Source organism: Bacteroides sp. GD17, assembly GCF_038448625.1.
Classification (GTDB): domain Bacteria; phylum Bacteroidota; class Bacteroidia; order Bacteroidales; family Bacteroidaceae; genus Bacteroides.
In genome coordinates this window covers 15,043-36,636 of sequence record NZ_JBCEZS010000018.1, presented here as the reverse complement: position 1 = coordinate 36,636, position 21,594 = coordinate 15,043, and the positions used below count along the sequence as shown (strand labels likewise).

General features: G+C 46.9%; 12 protein-coding genes and 2 pseudogenes. 8 read left to right on the top strand and 6 right to left on the bottom strand.

Features of this window, described 5'->3' with window-relative positions; all coding sequences use genetic code 11:
- Window positions 1–157 precede the first annotated feature (157 nt).
- The 5 genes from AAE250_RS21000 (at window position 158) to AAE250_RS20980 (ending at window position 10,834) form a co-directional block, all read left to right on the top strand.
- Window positions 158–1,822: a carboxylesterase/lipase family protein gene (locus AAE250_RS21000; RefSeq protein ID WP_446715781.1), complete on the top strand. Its 1,665-nt coding sequence runs from the start codon at window positions 158–160 to the stop codon at window positions 1,820–1,822.
- A 46-nt stretch (window positions 1,823–1,868) separates the two neighbouring features.
- Entirely contained in the window at window positions 1,869–5,042 is a 3,174-nt protein-coding gene (locus AAE250_RS20995) for a SusC/RagA family TonB-linked outer membrane protein (protein WP_294602221.1), read from the top strand.
- 21 nt (window positions 5,043–5,063) lie between these two features.
- Complete coding sequence (locus AAE250_RS20990) at window positions 5,064–6,737, top strand: RagB/SusD family nutrient uptake outer membrane protein (RefSeq protein WP_294602223.1); 1,674 nt, start codon at window positions 5,064–5,066, stop codon at window positions 6,735–6,737.
- Between the two features lie 105 nt (window positions 6,738–6,842).
- Window positions 6,843–9,029, top strand: coding sequence for a glycoside hydrolase family 3 C-terminal domain-containing protein (locus AAE250_RS20985; RefSeq protein ID WP_294602225.1), 2,187 nt, complete (start codon window positions 6,843–6,845; stop codon window positions 9,027–9,029).
- A 98-nt stretch (window positions 9,030–9,127) separates the two neighbouring features.
- Window positions 9,128–10,834, top strand: a complete 1,707-nt coding sequence (locus AAE250_RS20980; protein WP_446715780.1) for a carboxylesterase/lipase family protein — start codon at window positions 9,128–9,130, stop codon at window positions 10,832–10,834.
- 72 nt (window positions 10,835–10,906) lie between these two features.
- Here AAE250_RS20980 and AAE250_RS20975 read toward each other — a convergent pair whose 3' ends face one another.
- Window positions 10,907–12,067 (bottom strand): Gfo/Idh/MocA family protein, encoded by a 1,161-nt coding sequence (locus tag AAE250_RS20975; protein ID WP_294602230.1) that lies wholly within the window; start codon window positions 12,065–12,067, stop codon window positions 10,907–10,909.
- Between the two features lie 291 nt (window positions 12,068–12,358).
- Window positions 12,359–12,877: a hypothetical protein gene (locus tag AAE250_RS20970; RefSeq protein WP_294602233.1), complete on the bottom strand. Its 519-nt coding sequence runs from the start codon at window positions 12,875–12,877 to the stop codon at window positions 12,359–12,361.
- 295 nt (window positions 12,878–13,172) lie between these two features.
- Between AAE250_RS20970 and AAE250_RS20965 the strand changes: the two genes are divergently transcribed.
- Together AAE250_RS20965 and AAE250_RS20960 are read left to right on the top strand one after the other, a co-directional pair.
- Window positions 13,173–13,748, top strand: coding sequence for a DUF4251 domain-containing protein (locus AAE250_RS20965; protein WP_294602236.1), 576 nt, complete (start codon window positions 13,173–13,175; stop codon window positions 13,746–13,748).
- A 65-nt stretch (window positions 13,749–13,813) separates the two neighbouring features.
- Complete coding sequence (locus AAE250_RS20960; RefSeq protein ID WP_294602239.1) at window positions 13,814–14,392, top strand: ferritin-like domain-containing protein; 579 nt, start codon at window positions 13,814–13,816, stop codon at window positions 14,390–14,392.
- A gap of 37 nt (window positions 14,393–14,429) precedes the next feature.
- Here the strand turns inward: AAE250_RS20960 and AAE250_RS20955 are convergent, their stop codons facing one another.
- Window positions 14,430–15,488, bottom strand: a complete 1,059-nt coding sequence (locus AAE250_RS20955) for an MBL fold metallo-hydrolase (protein ID WP_294602242.1) — start codon at window positions 15,486–15,488, stop codon at window positions 14,430–14,432.
- Window positions 15,489–15,495: 7 nt separating this feature from the next.
- On the bottom strand, window positions 15,496–17,706 hold the full coding sequence (locus tag AAE250_RS20950; protein ID WP_294602243.1) for a glycoside hydrolase family 3 N-terminal domain-containing protein: 2,211 nt from the start codon (window positions 17,704–17,706) through the stop codon (window positions 15,496–15,498).
- A 144-nt stretch (window positions 17,707–17,850) separates the two neighbouring features.
- Between AAE250_RS20950 and AAE250_RS20945 the strand changes: the two genes are divergently transcribed.
- Window positions 17,851–20,211 carry a sensor histidine kinase gene (locus tag AAE250_RS20945; protein WP_294602245.1) on the top strand — a complete coding sequence of 787 codons (2,361 nt, stop codon included), beginning with the start codon at window positions 17,851–17,853 and terminating at the stop codon, window positions 20,209–20,211.
- Here AAE250_RS20945 and AAE250_RS20940 read toward each other — a convergent pair.
- Window positions 20,205–20,759: pseudogene (locus tag AAE250_RS20940) on the bottom strand (cytochrome c biogenesis protein); the annotation flags it as partial. The gene AAE250_RS20945 and the pseudogene AAE250_RS20940 sit on opposite strands and share 7 nt — an antisense overlap.
- A pseudogene (locus tag AAE250_RS20935) lies at window positions 20,760–21,593 on the bottom strand (cytochrome c biogenesis protein ResB); the annotation flags it as partial. It abuts the pseudogene before it with no gap.
- Window position 21,594 lies beyond the last annotated feature (1 nt).

The window sequence follows — 21,594 nt, the reverse complement described above, 5'->3', positions numbered from 1 at the left end:
GTTTACTTATCAAAAATATGCAGGTAGAGGCTTGTCTCAATATTGAAATCATACGTTTTAGACAACTTTAAGTAGATTTTGATAAGTCGATTAAAGATTTTGATAACTTGATAAGAACAGTTTTTCCCACATTTGTGTCAACAAAAGACCAAATGTTATGCGAATAAGTAAATCAGGTATCATGAAATTGAAGACGGCTTCCTTGCTATGTGTGGGGAGCGTCTTACTGTGCAGCATTTTGGCTTGCTCTAACCAGACCAAGCAGAGTACAGAAGAAAACAATGATGAACAGCAATTGTTCATTGGTGACGACATTGCCGTAGCTCAGACCCAATACGGCAAAGTGAAAGGCTTTATATTAAGGGGGATCTACAACTTCTGCGGAGTGCCTTATGGGGCAAGTACGGCGGGCGAGAACCGCTTCATGCCTCCTCGCGAACCCGAACCGTGGGAAGGTATTCGTCCGGCGGTATTCTGGGGTGACACAGCACCGCAAAAGACCAAGGGGAAATACCGTAACAGTTACAGCACGTTTGTCGACCATTGGAATTATTATGATGTAAGCGAAGATTGCCTCATGCTGAACGTTTGGACGCCCGGGCTGGCCGATGGCAAGAAGCGCCCTGTGCTGGTATGGTTGCATGGCGGCGGCTTTACCAACGGTAATGGCATTGAGCAGGACGGTTATAATGGCGAAAATATCAGTCGTTATGGCGACATCGTGTTCGTGTCCATCAATCATCGTTTGGGGCCTATCGGGTTCTCCGATCTTTCGGTGGCCGGTAAGGGATTCGAGGCATCGGGCAATGTGGGCATTCTCGACCTGGTGGCCGGCTTGAAGTGGGTACACAACAACATCGGGCAGTTTGGCGGAAATCCCGACAATATCACCATCATTGGCCAATCGGGCGGCGGCTCCAAAGTGTGCACGCTAGTGGCCATGCCCGAAACGCAAGGGCTTATCCACAAGGCCGTAGCCTTGAGCGGAAACTCTACCGATGCCATCGACAAGAATTACAGTACAGCCGTGGGCAAGGTAATCTTGCAGGAAGCTGGCTTGAAGCCTTCCGAGGCAAGTAAACTACAGCAGATGCCATGGCTCGACTATATCGAGTTAGCAAACCGTGCCGTGGCCAAGTATAACAAACAAGCTGGCATTACCGGTCGCCGTGGCGGATTCGGTCCTATCGCCGACGGTACGCATATTCCTATGGGTGGATTCTTTACCAATCCCTCAGCCCCTTCGACCAATATCCCGATGATTTTCTGCACTACCAATTGCGAATTCTCCCTGAGCCGCGACAATGCCGCTTTGGAGCAGATTGACAGAAAGCAATTAGTCGAAATGATAAACCAAATGAAAGGTGGGAACGGTGACAAGATAGTCGACGCTTATGCCAAAGCCTTTCCAGACAAAAAACCTATCGAATTACTTGGCTTGATATTGAGTTCGCGTGAAAATGTCATTGCTACGGCCAACCAGAAACTGACGCAAAAGGCTCCGGTCTACCTGGCGTGGTTCGGTTGGAATCCTCCTTTGTTCGACGGCCGCATGCACGCCTTCCATTGCCTGGACATCTGCTTCTGGCTGAAGAATACCGACTTGATGCTTACTCATACAGGCGGTGGCAAGCGTCCGCGTGACCTTTCCACAAAAATGACTGATGCTTTGTTGAATTTCATGCGCACCGGTACCCCCAGTTGTGCAAACCTGCCCGAGTGGCCGCAGTACACGGCTGAGAAAGGTGCCACAATGATGCTCAACGATGTCTGTGAGGTGGTTTACAACCCCGACAAGGAAGCACGCGAATCTTTGAAATAGTACATTATCCTTATTATTCCTTATAATTAAAATGTGAGAAACACGTATGAAAAAAAGTGTAGTTTTACGTTTTTGCAACGTAGTCTTGTCATTCGTACTGGCACTTGCTTGCATGTATGCAGTTCCGGTACAAGCATCTCCCTTACAATCGAAGACGATTACGGGAGTAGTAACATCGGGTACGGACAGTTCTCCCTTGATTGGGGTAAGTGTCCAAGTACAGGAAAACTCTACCGGTAGCATCACCGACCTTGATGGCCGATATTCTGTGCAGGCCAGTGAAGGGCAAATGCTGGTTTTCTCTTACATTGGCTTTAAGTCGCAGACCATCAAGGTAGGCGCATCTTCTATCATCAACGTGGTACTGATGGAAGACAATGAAATGTTGGACGAAGTCGTAGTTGTAGGCTACGGCGTCCAAAAGAAAAAGTTGGTGACGGGTGCCACTGTCCAAGTGAAAGGTGATAAAATCGCCGAGCTAAACACCACCAATCCCTTGCAGGCCATGCAGGGACAGACACCGGGTGTAAACATCACTTCTATTTCCGGTCAGCCGGGTGAAAGCCTCAAGGTGAGCATCCGTGGTTTGGGTACTGTAGGCAATGCCGAACCGTTATATCTGATTGATGGTGTGCGCGGTGACATCTCCAACCTGAACCCCGCCGACATCGAGAGCATCGACATCTTGAAGGATGCCGCTTCCGCTGCCATCTACGGTGCGCAGGCTGCCAACGGTGTAGTATTGGTGACCACCAAGAACGGTAAGGAAGGTAAAGCCGTGGTCTCATTCGACGGTTATTTCGGTGTGCAGAACGTGGCAAAAAAGGTGGACTTGTTGAATACCGAGCAGTACATGATGATTATGGACGAATCGCACCGCAACTCTACCGGTTCCGGATATGACTGGAGTAGCTATAAGTCCATTTATGATGCGAACGGCAATCTCTATGATATAGATTGGCTGGACAAAATGTTTGAAAACAATACCCAAATGCAGAGTTATACCCTTGGCATTACGGGTGGTTCGACTACTTCCCAATATGCCATTTCGTTGGGTTACATGTCGCAGGAAGGAATTGTCGGTGGTAAGGACGTATCTAACTTCTCCCGTTATAACTTCCGTATCAACTCCGAGCACAAGTTATTCAAAGACCTGCTGAAAGTGGGTGAACAAGTCAGCTTCGTTTACCGTGATAAGACTGGCATTGGCGTAGGCGGCCAGTACGACAACTCGTTACGTGGCACTTACGAAATTGCTCCGTTTGTTCCCATTTACAGCAACAACAACATTTACGACATGCCCTACAACGATACCTCCAATTCCGATTGGAATCAAGAAGACGGTAACCCCTACGGTTCGATGATGATGCGCCATAACCAAAACAAGAACGTCTTCTTCTCCGGCAACGCTTATGCTGAATTACAGCCTGTCAAGAACCTGAAGATTCGTACCGTATTCGGTGCTAACTACAGCACCAACGAATACCGTAACTTCAACCCGATATACCAATTCGGTTCGACAAGCCGTAACACAAATACCAATGTTACCCAAAACATGCAACATGTATTGGAACTCACGTGGACCAATACGGCTACTTATGACTGGAAAGTAAACGACCATGCCTTCAATGCCTTGATCGGTATGGAGTCCTACCAATACAACGGCACTTACTTAAGTGGCAGCAATTCTTCCTTGAAAGAAGGATTTGATGATTGGGAACATGCTTACGTCACTAATGGCACAGCTGCTTCTACTGCCAGTGGTTTGGGTGTCAGCGGTTATCCGCTGGATGAAACCCGCACGGTTTCTTACTTCGCCCGCTTTGGTTGGAACTGGAAAGAAACCTACATGCTGAATGCTACGATACGTGCCGACGGTTCCTCCAAGTTTGCCCGTGGACACCGTTACGGTTATTTCCCTTCCATCTCCGCAGGCTGGATCATGACCAACGAGAAGTTCATGGAAAGTACCCGCAGCTGGCTCGACTACTTCAAACTGCGTGTCAGTTGGGGACAGGTAGGTAACCAGAACATCAATAACTACCAATACCTGGCACCTATCACGTCACAATATATATATTACTATTTCGGTAACTCCCATCAAAATTCGTCTACCGAGGCTGCAGCATTGGGTAACAACTGGGGCGCTTATCCCAGCCGTTTGGCTAATGAAAAGTTGACGTGGGAAACTTCCGAGCAGACCAATATCGGCTTCGATGCCCGCCTCTTCGACAGTCGTTTCGGCATGAACTTCGATTTCTATGTGAAGAAAACAAAGGATTGGTTGCTCACAGCTCCTATTTTGAATACAGCCGGTACGGGCGCTCCTTACATCAACGGTGGCGACGTAAAGAATACCGGTATGGAATTGGCTTTAACTTGGAACGACACTGTAGGTAAAGACTTTAATTATAACGTCACGCTGAACGGTTCCTACAACAAGAATAAGGTAGGTCATATTCCTACCAGCGACGGCATCATCCATGGCGCAGGCGATGAATTGTACAATAATGCTACCGAATTCTACCGTGCAGAAAACGGCCAGCCTATCGGTTACTTCTGGGGCTATGAAACTGCCGGCATTTTCCAGAACACGCAGGAAATAGAAGACTGGCGTGCTGCAGGCAACGGCATCCTGCAGTCGAATGTACAGCCGGGCGATGTGCGCTTTGTGGACCAAGACCATGACGGACGAATCAACGACAACGATAAGGTGAACTTGGGCAACGGCATTCCTGATTTCACATTGGGTTTGAACTTAGGCTTCAATTACAAAGGCTTCGATTTCTCCATCGTGGCAAACGGCGCCTTTGGACAGCAGATTGTACAGTCTTACCGTAACCATACCCGTCCTACGCCGAACTACACAACGGCTATCCTCGACCGGTGGCACGGTGAAGGTACCAGCAACCGGATTCCGCGTGTTACGGACAACAACATCAACTATCAGTTCTCTGACTTGTTTATACAAAATGGTGACTACCTGCGTTTGAGTACCCTTACGTTGGGTTATGACTTCGCAAAATTGTTCAAAAGTAAAGCAGTCAGCCAGGCCCGCTTGTACTTCCAGGTACAAAATCTATTCACCATTACCGGGTATGACGGTATGGATCCAGAAATCGGCTTCGGTTCTTCCAACAATTCTTGGGTATCGGGCCTAGATTACGGTTACTATCCGCGTCCCCGTACTGTTCTTGTAGGTGTAAATCTTAAATTCTAATTTATAAAAATACGTATGAATATGAAAAATATTAGGTCTAACATAATTGCAACAGGCATTTTATGCCTGAGTTTAGGAATGACTTCTTGCACTAAGGGCTTCTTGGATGTGGAATCAAAGACCGAATCTACGACAGGAAATTTTTATAAGACAGAGCAAGACGCCTATCGTGCCTTGTTGGGTTGCTACGATGGTTATAGACGTGCAACGTGTGGTAGCGCTGTCAATATCTTAGTTAGCGCTGAAGTAATGGGATATGAATGTTTCGGTGGTTCGGGTGCTTCCGATGGTAACGGCATGCGTGTGACCGACCGTTTTGACCTCTCTGAAATGCCTTCTTCCACAGGTTCCAACTGGTCTGGTTATTATGCGGGCATTTACCGTTGCAACGAATTGATCACGCGCGAAAATGGCATTCAGTGGAACGAAACGGGCAGCATGCATACTCAGTATATGGCCGAGTGCCGTGCCATTCGTGCTTTCTTATATTTCGATGTGGTGCGTCAGTTCGGCAACATTCCTTTGCTTACCGAACCTACTGATGAGAATATACCGCAAGCAGACCCCGCTGACGTGTATAAGCTGATTTTCGATGACCTGAAGTTTGCCATCGAAAATATCCCGGCAAACGCTTATCCCAAAGCTGAATCGGAGACAAACGACGGCAAGATTACCAAGTATGCCTGTGAAGCCATCTTGGCACGCGCTTATTTGTACTACACCGGTTATTATGGTCAGGAGCCTGAGGGCGTGAGCAAAGCCGATGCATTGTCCGCCGTAGAAGACATTATTTCTTCGGGAGAATACGCCTTAGTACCTGAGTACCGGCGTTTGTGGCCTGCAGCCTGTGCCCAGAAAGCAGAAGTAGGCGATGTGACTACCTTATATGGCGATTATGCCGGTGATGGTAACAGCGAGACAGTATTGACCGTAAAATGTACAGCCAGTGTCAACTGGGCCGGTTCGGACGGTAATCGTTGGCAAGTGAATATTGCCTTGCGTACCTCAACAGGCGTGGCTCCTTATGCACAAGGTTGGGGGTATGCTACGGTGAATCCAGAATTCGTTGAAGAATATGAGAATGGCGATACCAGGCGTACAGCTTCTGTAATTGATATAAAAGGTGAGGGATTGGAAGAAAATCAGCTGGTTCAAACTTGTATTGTCCAATCGCAGGAATACACCGGTTACTACATCAAGAAGTATGCTCCGCTGGCCTTTGCCAATGGTACGCATGCCGGTATGGAAAACGGTACGGGTAACTTGATGATTTCAAACCACCAGGATTTCGTTCGAGTTCGCTATGCCGACGTGTTGTTGATGGCAGCCGAGCTGGGCAGTCCCAAGGCACAACAGTATTTCAACATGGTTCGAGAGCGTGCCTTTAAGGATAAAGACGGTAATATTTCTCCGCTATACACCGAAAAGCAGGCTACAAAAGAGAACATAATGCGCGAACGTCAGTTTGAATTTGCTTTCGAGGGCATCAACTATTACGATTTGCTGCGCCAAGGCATAGATTATGCAGCTACCCAATTGGCCAAGCAAGACGGCGTTGAGGTGCTGACAGCCGGTGGTCCCGCTACCATCTCGTTCAATCCCCAGAACTTTATAAACAAGGCTGGTTTGATGATGGTCAACACGAACCAGATTCTGCTGTCTGACGGTGTTTTGAAGCAAAATCCGGGTTGGTGATAAGAAACATGTGCTTATCAAAAAGATCCGTTTTCCACACATTCTTTTTGAATTAGAGAACTAAATTTACTGCATATAAGATTTGCGAACTAAATTTATATAACCATGAGAATAAAATCTTTATTTGTTGTGTCGTGCCTCATGATGGCTTGCTTGTCGGTCGGGGCGCAGAAAACTTACAAGTTTCAGAACACGAAGCTATCGGATGAAAAGCGCATCGACGCCTTACTGGAAGAGCTTATGTTGGAGGAGAAAATTACTTTACTCGGCAGTGACCTGGCTGTGCCCCGTTTGGGCATATTACCTTGTCGTCACCATGAGGGCCTACACGGATTGGCTTTGGGTGGCCCTGCTGCCTGGGGAGGGCGTGAGAAGGGGGAGAATGGGAAAATAATCCCTACCAATAGGCCTACGACTATTTTCCCACAATCGTATGGACTGGGTGCCACCTGGGATGTAGACTTAGTGAAGAAGGTGGGCGAGCAGGCTTCCCTTGAAGCGCGCTACTACATGCAACGCCCTGAAGATAAGCGTACAGCCTTGGTGATGCGTGCTCCGAATGCCGACTTGGCACGCGACCCGCGCTGGGGACGCACGGAAGAAAGTTACGGTGAAGATGCCTTCCTGACTGCCAGGCTGACAGTAGCCAACATCAAAGGCCTACAAGGTGATGACCCACGCTATTGGCGCACTGCTGCCCTGATGAAACACTTCCTGGCCAACAGTAATGAAGACCGCAGAGACAGCACATCGAGCAACTTCGATATGCGCCTATTCTACGAATATTATGCTTATCCTTTCTACAAAGGCATCACTGAAGGTGGAAGCCATGCTTTCATGGCTGCCTATAACGGATGGAACGGTCCGGCCATGTGCGTGCATCCTTGTTTGAAGGAGATTACCCGCGACAAATGGGGCAACAACGGCATTATCTGCACAGATGGCGGCGCATTGAAACTGCTGGTCAATGCCCACCATGCTTATCCCAGTATGGCCGAAGGGGCGGCTGCAGTGGTAAAGGCTACTACAGGACAATTCTTGGATGTTTATAAACCTTATATCGAGGAAGCTTTGGAAAAGAACCTGCTGACCGAGGAAGACATTGACAAGGCTATTCGTGGCAACCTATACGTAGCCCTGAGGCTGGGCTTACTGGACGGAAAGGATTCTGCTGATCCTTATAAGAACATCGGTACCGTCCCCAACGAAGTGCCTCCTTACGAACGTGAGGAAGCCAAGCAATTGGCACGCGAAGTGACGGCCAAGTCGGTGGTGCTGCTGAAAAACAGTAAGAATCTGCTGCCCCTTGATGCCTCCAAGCTGAAGAAGATAGCCGTGATAGGCCCTTATGCCGATAAGATTGTGCAAGACTGGTATAGCGGCACACCAGCATATGAGGTTACTATCTTGGAAGGTATTCGCAACGCCGTGAAAGGTGGACAGACAGAAGTGATTTATGCTGCCAACAATGCGATAGATGAAGCCGTGAATGCGGCCCAAGAGGCTGATGTAGCTGTGGTATGCGTGGGTAACCACCCGTATGGCACACGTCCGGACTGGTTCTTCTGCCCCGTACCGAGTGACGGACGAGAGGCTGTGGATAGGAAATCGCTGATGTTGCCTGATGAAGACTTGCTGAAGCAGGTGTATAAGGCCAATCCCAATACCATCCTGGTACTAGTTAGCAGTTTCCCATACACCATCAACTGGAGCCAGGAAAATCTGCCTGCTATCTTGCACATTACGCATTGCAGCCAGGAACAAGGTAACGGTTTGGCCGACGTCTTGTTTGGTAAGGTCAATCCCTCCGGACATACCACCCAGACGTGGGTAAAGGACATTACCGACCTGTCCGACATGATGGATTATGACATCCGCCACGGACGTACTTACATGTACTACAAGGGCGATGTGCTTTATCCCTTCGGCTATGGCTTGAGCTATACGACATTCGACTACCAGCAAATCAAGTCTGTCAAGCAGAGCAAGGATAAGGTTACCGTGACTGTATTGGTGAAGAATTCGGGCAACTGCGACGGTGAGGAAGTGGTGCAATTGTATGCCAGTTATCCGGAATCGAAGGTAGAACGCCCGATGAAACAGTTGAGAGCATTCAATAAGGTGCCTATCGCAGCCGGTGATACAAAGGAAGTGGTGCTTGATATTCCCAAAGAGGATTTCGCTTATTGGGATGAAGCTCAAGATAAGTTCGTAGTAGAGCCCGGTAAGGTGAAATTGCTTATCGGTACCTCTTCAGCAGATATCCGCCTGGAAGGTGAAGTTACTTTATAGGACAATTATTAGGGTTGAGTAAAAAGATTGTGATGGACGATGCAGAATCCGCACGCGGTCTATCCTTTGCATAGCCGTGTGTGGATTCTTTTTTTATAATGTTCATCTTTGTAATAGAAAAAAGTTCACTGCGTATGAAAACAGTTAAATCGAAAATCATGAAAGGCATCTCCCTGCTTTGCGCGGGTGTTTTCGTGTATGCCTTCTCCGCTTGCTCTGCCGGAGAGACAGGGCAACAACCGGGTAGCGTTTCGCAAGACGGGCAACAGTTATATATAGGAGACTCCATTGCCGTAGCACAAACTCAGTATGGCAAAGTGCGCGGCTATATATTAAGAGGTATATACACCTTCTGTGGCATACCATATGGAGCAAGTACAGTAGGCGAAAATCGCTTCATGCCGCCCCGTGAACCCGAGCCTTGGGAGGGCATCCGTCCGGCGGTCTTTTGGGGCGATACAGCCCCGCAGGTTACGACAGGCAAGTACCGCAACACATACAGTACATTCACCGACCATTGGAATTACTATGACGTCAGCGAAGACTGTCTGATGCTGAATGTCTGGACGCCCGCCTTGACCGACCGTAAGAAACGTCCTGTGCTGGTATGGCTGCATGGAGGCGGCTTTACAAACGGCAGTGGCATTGAGCAGGACAGTTACCGGGGCGAGAACCTCAGCCGCTACGGAGACATTGTATTCGTCTCATTAAACCATCGGCTGGGTCCTATCGGCTTCAGCGACTTTTCGAGGGTGAATGAGAAGCAGTTTGCCGAGTCGGGTAATGCCGGTATCCTCGATCTTGTAGCCGGCCTGAAGTGGGTACACAACAACATCGCACAATTCGGAGGCGATCCGGGCAACATCACCATCATGGGCCAGTCAGGTGGCGGAGCCAAAGTCTGCACGCTGGTAGCCATGGCCGAGACGAAGGGTCTATTGCATAAAGCTATTGCCCTGAGCGGAAACATCACGGGAGCAATAGATAACAATTACAGTGCCGAACTGGGCAAATACATCCTGAAAGAGGCCGGTTTACAGCCTTCACAGATAAATAAATTGCAAGAAATGCCTTGGCTCGACTACATCGCCCTCGCCAACCGAGCAGCTGCTAAGTATGACAAGCAGCAGGGTGGCAACGGCATGATGCGTGGTTCTTTCGGCCCTGTGGGTGATGGCTTCCACATCCCGATGGATACATTTTATACCGATCCGGAAGCTCCTTCGGCCCATGTTCCCATGTTATTCAGCACCACTACATGCGAGTTCTCCATGAGCCGCGACAATGCCGCCCTTGAAAAGATGGACAGGGTGCAGTTGGTGGAAATAGTGGATAAAATGAAGGGCAAGAACGGCGAAAAAATTGTGACGGCTTATGAAAAAGCGTTTCCCGACAAGAAACCCATTGAATTGCTCGGCTTGATAATGAGTTCCCGAGAGAAAGTGATTAAAGCCATCAATGCCAAGGCACAGCAAAACGCGCCAGTTTACCTGGCATGGTTCGGCTGGGAGCCGCCCTTATTCGACGGGCGCATGCGTGCCTTTCATTGCCTGGATATCAGCTTCTGGTTGAAGAATACCGACATCATGCTTACCCATACGGGTGGAGGCAAACGTCCGCGCGACCTTTCCACGAAGATGGCCGATGCCTTGCTGAGTTTCATGCGTACGGGCAACCCCAATTGTGCAAGCCTACCCGAATGGCCGCAATACATGCCGGACAAGGGTGCCACAATGATGCTGAGCGATCGCTGCGAAGTAGTTTATGACCCCGACCGCGAAGCGCGCAAGACGTTGACAGAGTAAGCCAAGCACTTATAAGTGTACAAAAAGCTAAGTAAGGTAATATATTAAGTACGTGAAGAATAGAAATAAAGTTCATCTTCCGTACGCACCGCAAAAGCAACAAGCAACAGTCCTCCGCTCCGAAATCGAAACTTTCGACCACGGAGTGACGGAAGTCCACAGTGCAAGGTCACGGACGGTTGCCGGATAAGGGACTTCCCCCTTCAGATCCGCTTCCAGAGCCTTGAGCATGATATAATCCATGCCTTGATGATGAGTATCTTGCTCTAAAGCTTCCCTTCCCCACTGCTGCCAGTAAGAATGCTCGTAACGTTCTACATAAGCATAATCGGCTTCCCATGCTTCGTCAGGACTGATGCCTTCAAAATAGATTAAACGCCGGTCTCCTTGCCAAATCCCCTTTGTTCCCTGAATTTCGAAATCCAGGCTACGGGGACGCGGCAAGGTAGTATCATGAACTAAGGATATCAAAATTCCATTTTCTGTTTCCATTTGAGTAGAGATGATGTCTCCCATGGTAATTTTTATGTCCGTATTTCCACCCAAATCTTTAATCCGTTGTAACATTCCCGCAGGTTTCGAGGCAAATGATGTCAAATATTTTATCCTGTCTTTTCGGTTGATACCCGCTATCAGGCAAAGGGGAGCAAAACCGTGCGTAGGATAAAGGTCTCCATTCTCGTTCTGATAAAACTTGCTTCGCCATACACTCTCTGTCTTTTTCCGATTTCCGATATTCCCGGCATCATCCAGCAGAAGATGACGAAGATCGTGCCGATATCCACCACGCATATATACGATTTCTCCCAGCATACCCGCATCTACCATATTATGAACCGCCAGAACTTCCCGACGGAAAAGGGTATTCTCCAAAGGATAAACACGACAATTCGTTCGCTCTGCCAAATTGATTAAAGGTTGATATTCATCTAAATAAAGCCCTCCTTTTATCTCCAAAGCAACATGACACTTCCATTCCACACACTGCATGGCATGCCGGACATGATATTGCCAAGGAGAAGCAACAAACACCAGTTCAGGTTTATGCCGGTCGAGCATATTCAGATAATCTTCTTCCCCACTATTATAGCAAACAATTCCAGGCATATCAGCCGGCTCAATGCCGGGGTCTGCCACTGCCACTATTTCAAAAAAAGAAAAATTCTGTAGCAATCGCAACAGCTGTTTTCCTCTATACCCTGCACCAATAAAAGCAGTCTTTATCTTCTTCATATTTTCAATAACAACCAACGCACTTGCAAATATGTGCTTCTGAAGCACATAAAGATTATATATTTGTATATTGAGATTCGCGCCTTGCGAACGCTTGTTCGCAAGGCGCGAATACATATTCAAGCACTGTGAATATCCGTTCGCAAGCTTTGAACAGAGAATTATTACTAAAGAAAAGAACTTTTCTTCCTATCTTCTGTACTTTTTCTCTTAATGCCGGAGAACTTTTCTCTTTATATCCGTAGAATGGGTATTGCATGTAAGTCATCCACCCCACCCTATAAGGAGACACTATTCCTTCTTCGAAGGAGTCACATAATCTTCCTTTATAAACTCATCATATACTCTTTTGGGATGATCGAACGGAGCTATCCCGCTGCGATCCTCATTGAAGTTCTCACGGCGGAATTTCTTCAACTTCACATTGTCTTCGGCATACTCTCTCAGTTTCCTTTTTTCATGTCCGTACAAAGAGCTGTCCAAAACCTCGGAGTTGAGCAAACCTTCTTTGGGAGTAATGGTAGGCAGCAGTTTCTGTTCCAGCAATCCACGATAGGCCCCATTGTATTCGCACCAAATGTTATCTCCCATTACAAACAGACGATAGGTGTAGTTGGACCATGCGGTCTTGATAGTAATTTCACGGGCATAAATTTCGACAGACGCCTCCGAATCAAAATTCTGGTCACGAATGGCAACCAGTTTTCGACCTGAGATGTCTTCTTTCACAACAGCAATCCATTTCTCGCTATTCAGAATCTCATCAACAATTTCTGATAGGTTTTCCTTGATTTCAAATTGTATTCTCATATTATTTGCCTGCGGGTCAGGACTTTTTTACTATCCCCAATTAGATTTTGGTTTCTAAATTAATAAAAGCTGAATAAAAAAACAACTCAAAGAGCATTTTTCCGAGTATTTTCATGCAAATTAGCGCAATTATATGTTAGAAATGCATAAGATGTTAATATTCATAGACAAAGAAAAACCTTCACCCTGGATTAAGAAGTGTTAAGTCTGACATTTATTATGAATATCACTGCATCCTTTTCACTTTTCAATTGTTAATCTACCAAAGAATATTAACCAATAAAGAAGAACAATTATGAAACGAGTCATTACATTGATCGCATTGGTATTGGTAAGTGCATCGACCTTGATGTATGCACAAAGCAAGAGTGAGACACGCCGTGCAGAGCGCAAGGCACAGCGTGAAGCCGAGAAGGCACGTGAAAAAGCAGAAAACGAACGGGCATACGCCATAGCAGTTCAGGCATTGCAAAAAGGAGAGTTTGTATTGGAAGCCGACCAATTGGTCTTTAAAAGAGGACGGAGCGCATACGTATCGCCCACTACAAACTTTGTAATGATGAACGGCAACCAAGCATCCGTTCAAATCGCGTCCAACAGTGCCATTGCAGGTCCCAACGGAATTGGTGGAATTACCGTGGACGGTACTACAAGAGAATTGAAGATAACTACCGACAAGAGGGGAAACTTGAACTGCAATTTCAGTGTACAAGGTGTAGGTATATCGGCACAAGTATTCATCACACTTACAAATGGTGGCAACAATGCAACGGCCAGAATCAGCCCCAACTACAATTCGAATACTTTAACACTAAACGGTCGTTTGGTTCCACTATCCGAATCGAATGTATATAAAGGACGTGCTTTTTAAGCATTTCCTTAAACCAAGCGCTGTTGCCGATTGTTACGCCTGCATAACTCTAAAACTTAACTGTTATGATCAATTATGTAGATAGAATGGCAGATGCCTTAGTAGATGTGCTAAAGTACTCGAACCAGGACGTGGAATGGGTAGAGCCTGATGACATGAAACCCAACGACGGTGTGCAACCCGAATGGTTCTATCCGGCCATAGAAAGTGCGGAATATTCGGAAATCACCGCCATCCTGCAATACACTCAGCAGGAAGCTGTCTTTGAAGACGAAATCGGTGAATTGATGCTTGGCATCGCTTTAGTTGAAATGAAACATTATGCTCATGTGCGGGATGCCATCGTGGCGCTGGGTGGAACATTGCCCAAGCCTTACGACAGCAAAAATGTAAATATAGGCGGAACAGTTACCGAAGCGTTGACTTTGGCTGCACACTCCGAGGTGGCCACCATCAAATTCTACAAATCGGTAAAAGAACGGATTACAGCCAGCACTGAATCGGCAGACATTGCCCGGAAGCTGCTCACTAAACTGATTGCCGACGAAAGCCTGCACCTGAAATTGCTGACACAGCAACTGAAGAAAATGTTGGGAGATGAAAAGAAGTATGAAGAAGCAATGAAAGAAATTTTAAATGAATGATGGTTTGGCGCTTTACGCGCCAAACCATCATTCATAATTATTCCAGACGAACCACATCCCCTATCACAGGCATCAAAACATTCAGCGAATCTTTCTCTTTGAGGCCGACTGCATTTTTCAGAGGTTCGTCCCAAGGATGCCTTGCCAGAGCATATTTGGAATGATGAACGGTGAGCACCTTCTCTGCCTTCAAGTCTTTGGCAACCTGTCCCAGGTATTGGGGCATGGTATGAATATACTTCCAGTCCTCATTGTACTGCCCATTCTCCAGGATAGCCAGATTGATGCCCGGATATTTCTCACCTATTTCTGCGAAATGTGTATCATATCCACCGTCTCCACCCATATAGATTTTCTGTGAAGGAGTTTCGATGAGGAAAGACGCCCAAAGTGCCTGGTTAGACTTCAGAAAACGCCCTGAGAAATGGCGGGTAGGCAGACAATGGAACATGAAGCCTTCATCCGGAACAGCATCTTCAAACCAATCCAGTTCCACCAGACGTTCCTTGTCAAATCCCCAATATTCAAAGTGCTCACCCACTCCCAACGGACAGATAACCTTATCCACACGGTCTTTCAACTGCATCACCGTCTGATAATCCAAATGGTCCCAATGGTCGTGCGAAATCACCAGATAATCAATATCCGGCATATCGGCAGGCTTATAGGCATCTGCTCCCTTGAAGGGCTTGTTGATGAACGAAACCGGAGAAGCCATGCAAAACACCGGATCTACCAGAATACGTTTTCCATCTATCTGTATGAGATAGGAAGAATGGCCGAACCATACCAGCACATTTTCATCCTTCCCTATTTTCCTAAGATCTGTCCTTACCACCGGAATTTCCTTTTCCGGACGCAAGTTCTTCTCTTTCTTGAACAAGAATCCCCAAAGAGCGCCCAAACGCCCTTTCTGAGAAGTCATCATCACGGTAGTATGCAAATTCTGAAACTGCCCGTCCTTGTAATGGGGCGATTTCTTAATCCGCTCCAACCGTTCTCCGCGAGGTGTACGGCCAAAACGCGGCTGATTGATAAATATCATTCCCGCAATAGCCACGACAGCCACAACACCTGCTATAATACCTATTATCATGCGTACTCTATTCCACACTTATTTTCAGCTTCTGGTCTTTTACTATAATATAGTAGTCACCCGGTTCCAGGAAACGTTTGCCGTCACTGTCTACAAAGCTCAGATCACGTTCCGCATCAATGTCGAAGCGGAATACTTTGGTTTCACCGGCTTTGATCAACTGCTTTTCAAAGAACTTCAGTTCCTTGACGGGACGAGCGATAGAGCTGACAGGATCGTTAATAAACCAATGTACTGTTTCCAGACCATCACGGCCACCTACGTTGGTTACGGGGATTTCTACAGTCAACTTGCCACCCCGCTTCACTTTGTCCGCAGAAAGCTTCATGGTGCCATATTTATAATCGGTATAGCTCAAACCATATCCGAACTCATACAGAGGGGTACTCGGAATATCCTGATAGCGACCCTGATTACCTTTACGGGCGGGAGGACGTTGGTTATAATAGATAGGTATCTGCCCCGTAGAATAAGGGAATGTAATGGCCAGCCTGCCGGAAGGATTGACACGCCCGGACAGCACACCGGCTACCGGCTTACCACCTGCAACGCCGGGCTGCCACATCTCAACAATGGCATCCGCCTGTTTCTCTATACGCACCAATTCCAAAGGACGACCGTTCGACAGCAGCACGACAACAGGCTTACCTGCCTTCTTCAACTCGGCCAATAATTCTTCCTGGACAGCCGGCAATGCAATAGTAGACCGGGAAGTATTCTCACCGCTCCATCCACGTTTCTCACCCAGGCAGAGCACAACGACATCCGCATTCTTTGCCACGGCCAATGCTTCGGCAAAACCATCCCGGTTCTCACCGTCAAAATCACAACCCTGTGCATAAACAATATCTGCCTTACCTGCAAACTCACGGGTCATGGCATCATAAATACTGCACACATCTTGAGCCCGTCCATGCGCGGACCAGCTGCCCAACAGATCAGCCTGGTTCTTGGCCAACGGACCTACCAAAGCTATCTTCTTGGCTCCGGACAGTGGCAGGACATTATCGGCATTCTTCAACAAAACAATGGTTTCTTCTGCCATCTGCTCCACAGCACGAAGACTCTGCGGAAGCAGAAGGCGTTCTTCCTGCTTCACCTCTTTAGTATAAGGATTATCAAACAAGCCCAAGCGGAACTTGATGCGGAGTACACGGCGCACGGCATCATCAATATTCTGCATCGGAACTTTTCCTTCGTTCACCAGCTCTGCCAAGTGCCGTTGATAACAATTATCGGTCATATCCATTTCTACACCTGCCATAAAGGCTTTCTCTGCAGCTTCTTTAGTATCGGCAGCTACCCCCTGATTGACAAGTTGCACTACGGCATCCCAGTCGGAAACCACAAAACCGTCATGCTTCCAGCGATTCTTCAACACCTCCGTCAACGTATAATGATTGGCAGAAGCTGGTACACCACTGATGTCATTGAAGGCGCTCATCAGAGTTGCCGCACCAGCCTTTACGCCGGCCTCGTAAGGCGGCAGATAAGTATCCCACAATGATTGACGGGAAATCTCGGTATAGACATAATCGCGTCCGGCCTCTGATGCACCATAGCCCACGTAATGCTTCAAGCAAGCTGCCACACGTTTGTCCGAAGACATATCATCACCCTGATAACCTTTGACGGAGGCCACAGTATATACTCCGGTAGCATACGGGTCTTCGCCATACCCTTCGGCTATACGTCCCCAACGGCCGTCACGAGCCACGTCAATCATCGGAGAAAATGTCCAGTCCACACCGGACATACGCGCTTCCTGTGCAGCCACTGCACTGGATTGCTCCACCAATGCCGGATTCCAGGAACATGCCTGTGCCAAAGGGATAGGATAAACTGTACGGAAACCGTGTATCACGTCGTAACCGAAAAGTACAGGAATGCCCAAACGGGATTCCTCCATCGCCTTCTTTTGCAACCCGTTGCGCAGTTGCGGGTCTGCTTCAAAATAGATGACTGAACCGATTTCTGCCGGCACATTCTTTACAGCTTCACCCAGGTTATTAATGTTGTTGTTGAAGCCTAATGTGTATTGGTTCAGCTGGTAAATCTTCTCTTCCAGGTTCATCCGTGACAAGAGGTCTTCAACGCGCTGTTCCACCGGTGCCTTGGCATCCTTGTACAAAGGCGTGTTTTTGTCTTTTGCTACAGCTTGTACGCTCACCGAAAATACGAGCAAGCCAAATAGTTGTACGATTTGTTTCTTTTTCATGATAAATATTTAAGTATTTGTATTAATCGGCACCAAAGATACATTTTCCCCATAGGAAAAACAAATGAGATGCTTACGATATTTTGTAATATATTTCTCCCTTTATAGAAATTATATTACTTTTGTCAGACATACAATAAAAGCATGGGAATTGTCAACCTTAAATATAAAAACATACTTGCCTGTATACTCTTACTGGGTATATTTTTATTAGGATATAACTTCAGACGATGGTATGTTGCAAACCACAGAATAAAGAAGCATATTTCCCTTATATACTCGTTTGCAGTCAATGAAACCGGATGCCTGAACTTTGAAAAGCTCGTCCGACAGGAATTCAGGAAGCAAGGTATAGAACCCGTGTTTGATAAATTCTATCTTGATTGCAACAAGCTCACTGAAAAAGAAGAAATCAACCATATCAGGAAATATCTGGAACTCCTCAAGAACAAGCCGATAGACTTGATTCTACCCATAGGCGACCAGGCTACCTATTCGATGCTTTCTACCCGTCATCAGCTCCTGACCTCCATTCCGGTAGTAGCCTGCAATGTGAATTTCCCCAACGAAAAGCTTCTGAAAGAGTACGAATCCAGAAAGATTTATGTTTTACGGGATACACCGGACTTTAGACGTAACATAGAATTCATAAAAGCATTGCATCCCGATACAGGCATGGAAATCGTGTTCAATGTTGACCTGACTTTTCTGGGACGAGCCTCCTTTGACTTGCTGACCCGATCGGTAGACAGGAAGAATGTGCGGATCTTAGGACAGCAGTCAATGTACGCATTGGAAGACAAGTACAAAGAAATTAATGACATGGTTGAGTATTATGACCTTATGCCCGCATTGGCAAACGAACGCATAAAAGAAAACGAACAGACCATTTATCTCTATCCATTCCGATATATAAAAGGGCTGTCCCTACTCGTCATGATGGAGAAATCAAAAAGTGAACAGGATAAAAAAGTATTCCTGCTGGATAAGTTTGACCTGGTGGCACTCCCGATAGTAAATGCACTTAATATCCCTTCTTTCAGTTGCATACGCGAAGGCTTTGGAGGAGAATCCAAAATTGTAGGCGGCTATATGGCTACCGAAGAGATTTCTGCCCGGACAGCTGTAGACTTATCCGTACGACTGATGAATAAAGAAAAGATCGGTATGCCTAAAATCAGAGATTTGGAGAAGGAATACATACTTGACTGGAAACGCTTTTCTGCTTACAACAGCAATGATATAAACAAGGTACCCAAGCATACGCGCATCATCAATTATCCGTTTTACGACCATTACCGCAAGGAACTTTACTTATTGGCAGCCTTATTTATTTTCTCTTTTATCTTCATATCCATCAGCCTGCTACGCATACGCCGACGCTCCATGATTGAGCGGAAAAACATGGAAATGCTCGAGAAGGTTCATAAGCGTTTAACTCTTTCTACCGATGGTGGTCAAGTGTCACTATGGAATATGCAGGGAGACGTCATTGAGTTTGATGAGAACTATGCACGGCTGACCGGACTGCATCAACGCCAATTCTCAAGAGCTGAATTCTCTAAATTTGCACACCCCGACGACTGGCAGTTACTAAGTGCACTTTACGAAACCCTGTGCCAGTCAACGGACACACAGATACGGCGTACCCGCCTGTGTTTCGATGCAGAAAAGAAAGAATATCAATGGTATGAGTTGCGTTGCCGCAGTCTGAAAGATGCCAAAGGAGAAATGATGCTGGCAGGTATCATGCAGAACATCCAGGAAGTGGTGGACCGCGAACAGCAACTGATTCTGGCCAAACAAATGGCCGAGAAAGCAGAGCTAAAGCAATCATTCCTCAATAATATCAGCCACGAAATCCGTACTCCGCTCAACTCCATCGTGGGATTCACAAATGTATTGGTTGGTGAAGGTTCCGACGAGATAAGCCCGGATGAAAAAGCAAGCATGCTCGATATTATCAACCGCAACAATGAACTGCTGCTGAAGCTTATTAATGATATGGTGGAAATATCACACCTGGACTCCGGCTATATGAGTTTTGAAATAGAGAGATGGAATATGACCGGAATCGTCAAAGAAATCTATGCAATTTACCAGCCGTTGATACAGCCTTCTCTACAATTCCATCTCAAACTGGACGAAGCCCTATACCTGCCCGTAGACATAGATCGTCAACGTTTCATCCAGGTTATCTCTAACTTCTTGGACAATGCCAATAAGTTTACCCAAGAAGGGTACATAACGTTGGGATGCAAAGTTATTGAAGAACAGAATGAAGTCTGCATATACGTGGAAGACAGCGGTAAGGGCATCGATGAGAAAGAACAGATTATGATATTCGACCGTTTCTATAAGAGTGACGAGTTTGGCCAGGGAAGCGGTTTGGGACTTTCTATCAGTAAAGTAATCATTGAAAAGCTGTCAGGGCGCATAGAAGTACGTTCCAAGGTGGGAAAAGGGAGTTGCTTCTCTGTCTTTCTATCTTTGGCGGCTCAATAAGTATGCACACTTACCCCTTGTGCCGAAGGCAGATAATTGATGCCATACCAACACATCTGTATCAATAGAAAAGCGACAAGCAACAAGACCAATGCCTTGCAATGTGCCGAAGGACGTCCCAAGCGGAAATGAATATATACCAGATAGGAAAACCAAGTTGCCGCCGCCCAAGTCTCCTTAGGGTCCCACTCCCAGTAATGTCCCCAGGCAGCTTTTGCCCAAATAGCACCCGAAAGCATGCCCAAAGTCATAAAGGCAAGTCCTACCCAAGTCAGTTTATCACACAAATTCATCTCCCGGCATTCAATGCTTTTCTTCTTGAAGCAGAGCAGGTAGACCGCCATCAACGCAGCGGCTCCAAGCATGGCATAGGCAAACATATAAGCCACAATGTGCGGCGTAAACCAAGGGCTTTGTAAAGCAGGCATCGGTGTCTCGTTCTGTATAGCCGGCCGGAAAAAGTTGAAACAGACAAAGACCAATACAAGAATAAGGCAAGTGGCAAAAATACCAAAGCGCCCATGAACAAACAGACAGGCCGCTCCCAACATCAGCATAATGATTCCGGCATAAACGAACGGTAGCCACGGATCGCGCACCAGTTCAAATATACTGATATCACTCCATCGTCCTTTTTTAGCGTCATACCCTACTTGATAGACATTCCAGCCGGACACCTTCAAAGGATGATTCACCTCAATCGTATCTTGCACGGCACTTCCCTCTTGTGTATAAACAGTCACAGCAGAGACAAAACGTTGCGGTATACCCTCTTCCGTCCGGCCTTCCGATGTCTGTTTAGGAGGGTATTCATAGATGGTAAAGTAGTTCAGTTCAATAGCAAACGGCAATTCTACCAACCTGCCTTTTTCATCCATAGCCCGCCATTCAGCCTCTTCCATTTGGGCCACCATTTTCAGGCGTTGCAAATCGGCACTGCCGAAGGTAGCTGCCAGCACAACAATGAAAAGCCCGACATGATTGAGCAAAAAAGGAATCTTGCGTAGCTCTAATGGAAAAGAGGTGCGGAGAACAGTCAGCCCCAAAGAAGACGCCAGCCACACATAAAACAGTACAAACGGCCAGAAGGAAAGCATCTTTTTTGAAAGAAATCCCATCACCACCGTGACGGCTACCACACAAACAAGAGAAGAAACCGCAGAGGTATGGTGACTGAGCCAGTAGAAGCCATACACTCGTTTACGAAGCATGTGCATCACTGACAGCAGAAGCAGATATAACACAAGAACAATAATGTTGACCGGCCAGGCAAACAGTTCCCAACGCACTCCTCCAACTGTTTCTTGCAACAGCAAGCCCGAAGCCAACAAACCTGCTCCGCAAGCAAAACCTTCCTTATACCCCCACGGTTTACTCCACATA

Excerpts from the sequence above, each read along its gene's own strand:
- AAE250_RS21000 (WP_446715781.1), top strand. The coding sequence starts at position 158 with ATGCGAATAAGTAAATCAGGTATCATGAAATTGAAGACGGCTTCCTTG.
- AAE250_RS20995 (WP_294602221.1), top strand. The coding sequence starts at position 1,869 with ATGAAAAAAAGTGTAGTTTTACGTTTTTGCAACGTAGTCTTGTCATTC.
- AAE250_RS20990 (WP_294602223.1), top strand. The coding sequence starts at position 5,064 with ATGAAAAATATTAGGTCTAACATAATTGCAACAGGCATTTTATGCCTG.
- AAE250_RS20985 (WP_294602225.1), top strand. The coding sequence starts at position 6,843 with ATGAGAATAAAATCTTTATTTGTTGTGTCGTGCCTCATGATGGCTTGC.
- AAE250_RS20980 (WP_446715780.1), top strand. The coding sequence starts at position 9,128 with ATGTTCATCTTTGTAATAGAAAAAAGTTCACTGCGTATGAAAACAGTT.
- AAE250_RS20975 (WP_294602230.1), bottom strand. The coding sequence starts at position 12,067 with ATGAAGAAGATAAAGACTGCTTTTATTGGTGCAGGGTATAGAGGAAAA.
- AAE250_RS20970 (WP_294602233.1), bottom strand. The coding sequence starts at position 12,877 with ATGAGAATACAATTTGAAATCAAGGAAAACCTATCAGAAATTGTTGAT.
- AAE250_RS20965 (WP_294602236.1), top strand. The coding sequence starts at position 13,173 with ATGAAACGAGTCATTACATTGATCGCATTGGTATTGGTAAGTGCATCG.
- AAE250_RS20960 (WP_294602239.1), top strand. The coding sequence starts at position 13,814 with ATGATCAATTATGTAGATAGAATGGCAGATGCCTTAGTAGATGTGCTA.
- AAE250_RS20955 (WP_294602242.1), bottom strand. The coding sequence starts at position 15,488 with ATGATAATAGGTATTATAGCAGGTGTTGTGGCTGTCGTGGCTATTGCG.
- AAE250_RS20950 (WP_294602243.1), bottom strand. The coding sequence starts at position 17,706 with ATGAAAAAGAAACAAATCGTACAACTATTTGGCTTGCTCGTATTTTCG.
- AAE250_RS20945 (WP_294602245.1), top strand. The coding sequence starts at position 17,851 with ATGGGAATTGTCAACCTTAAATATAAAAACATACTTGCCTGTATACTC.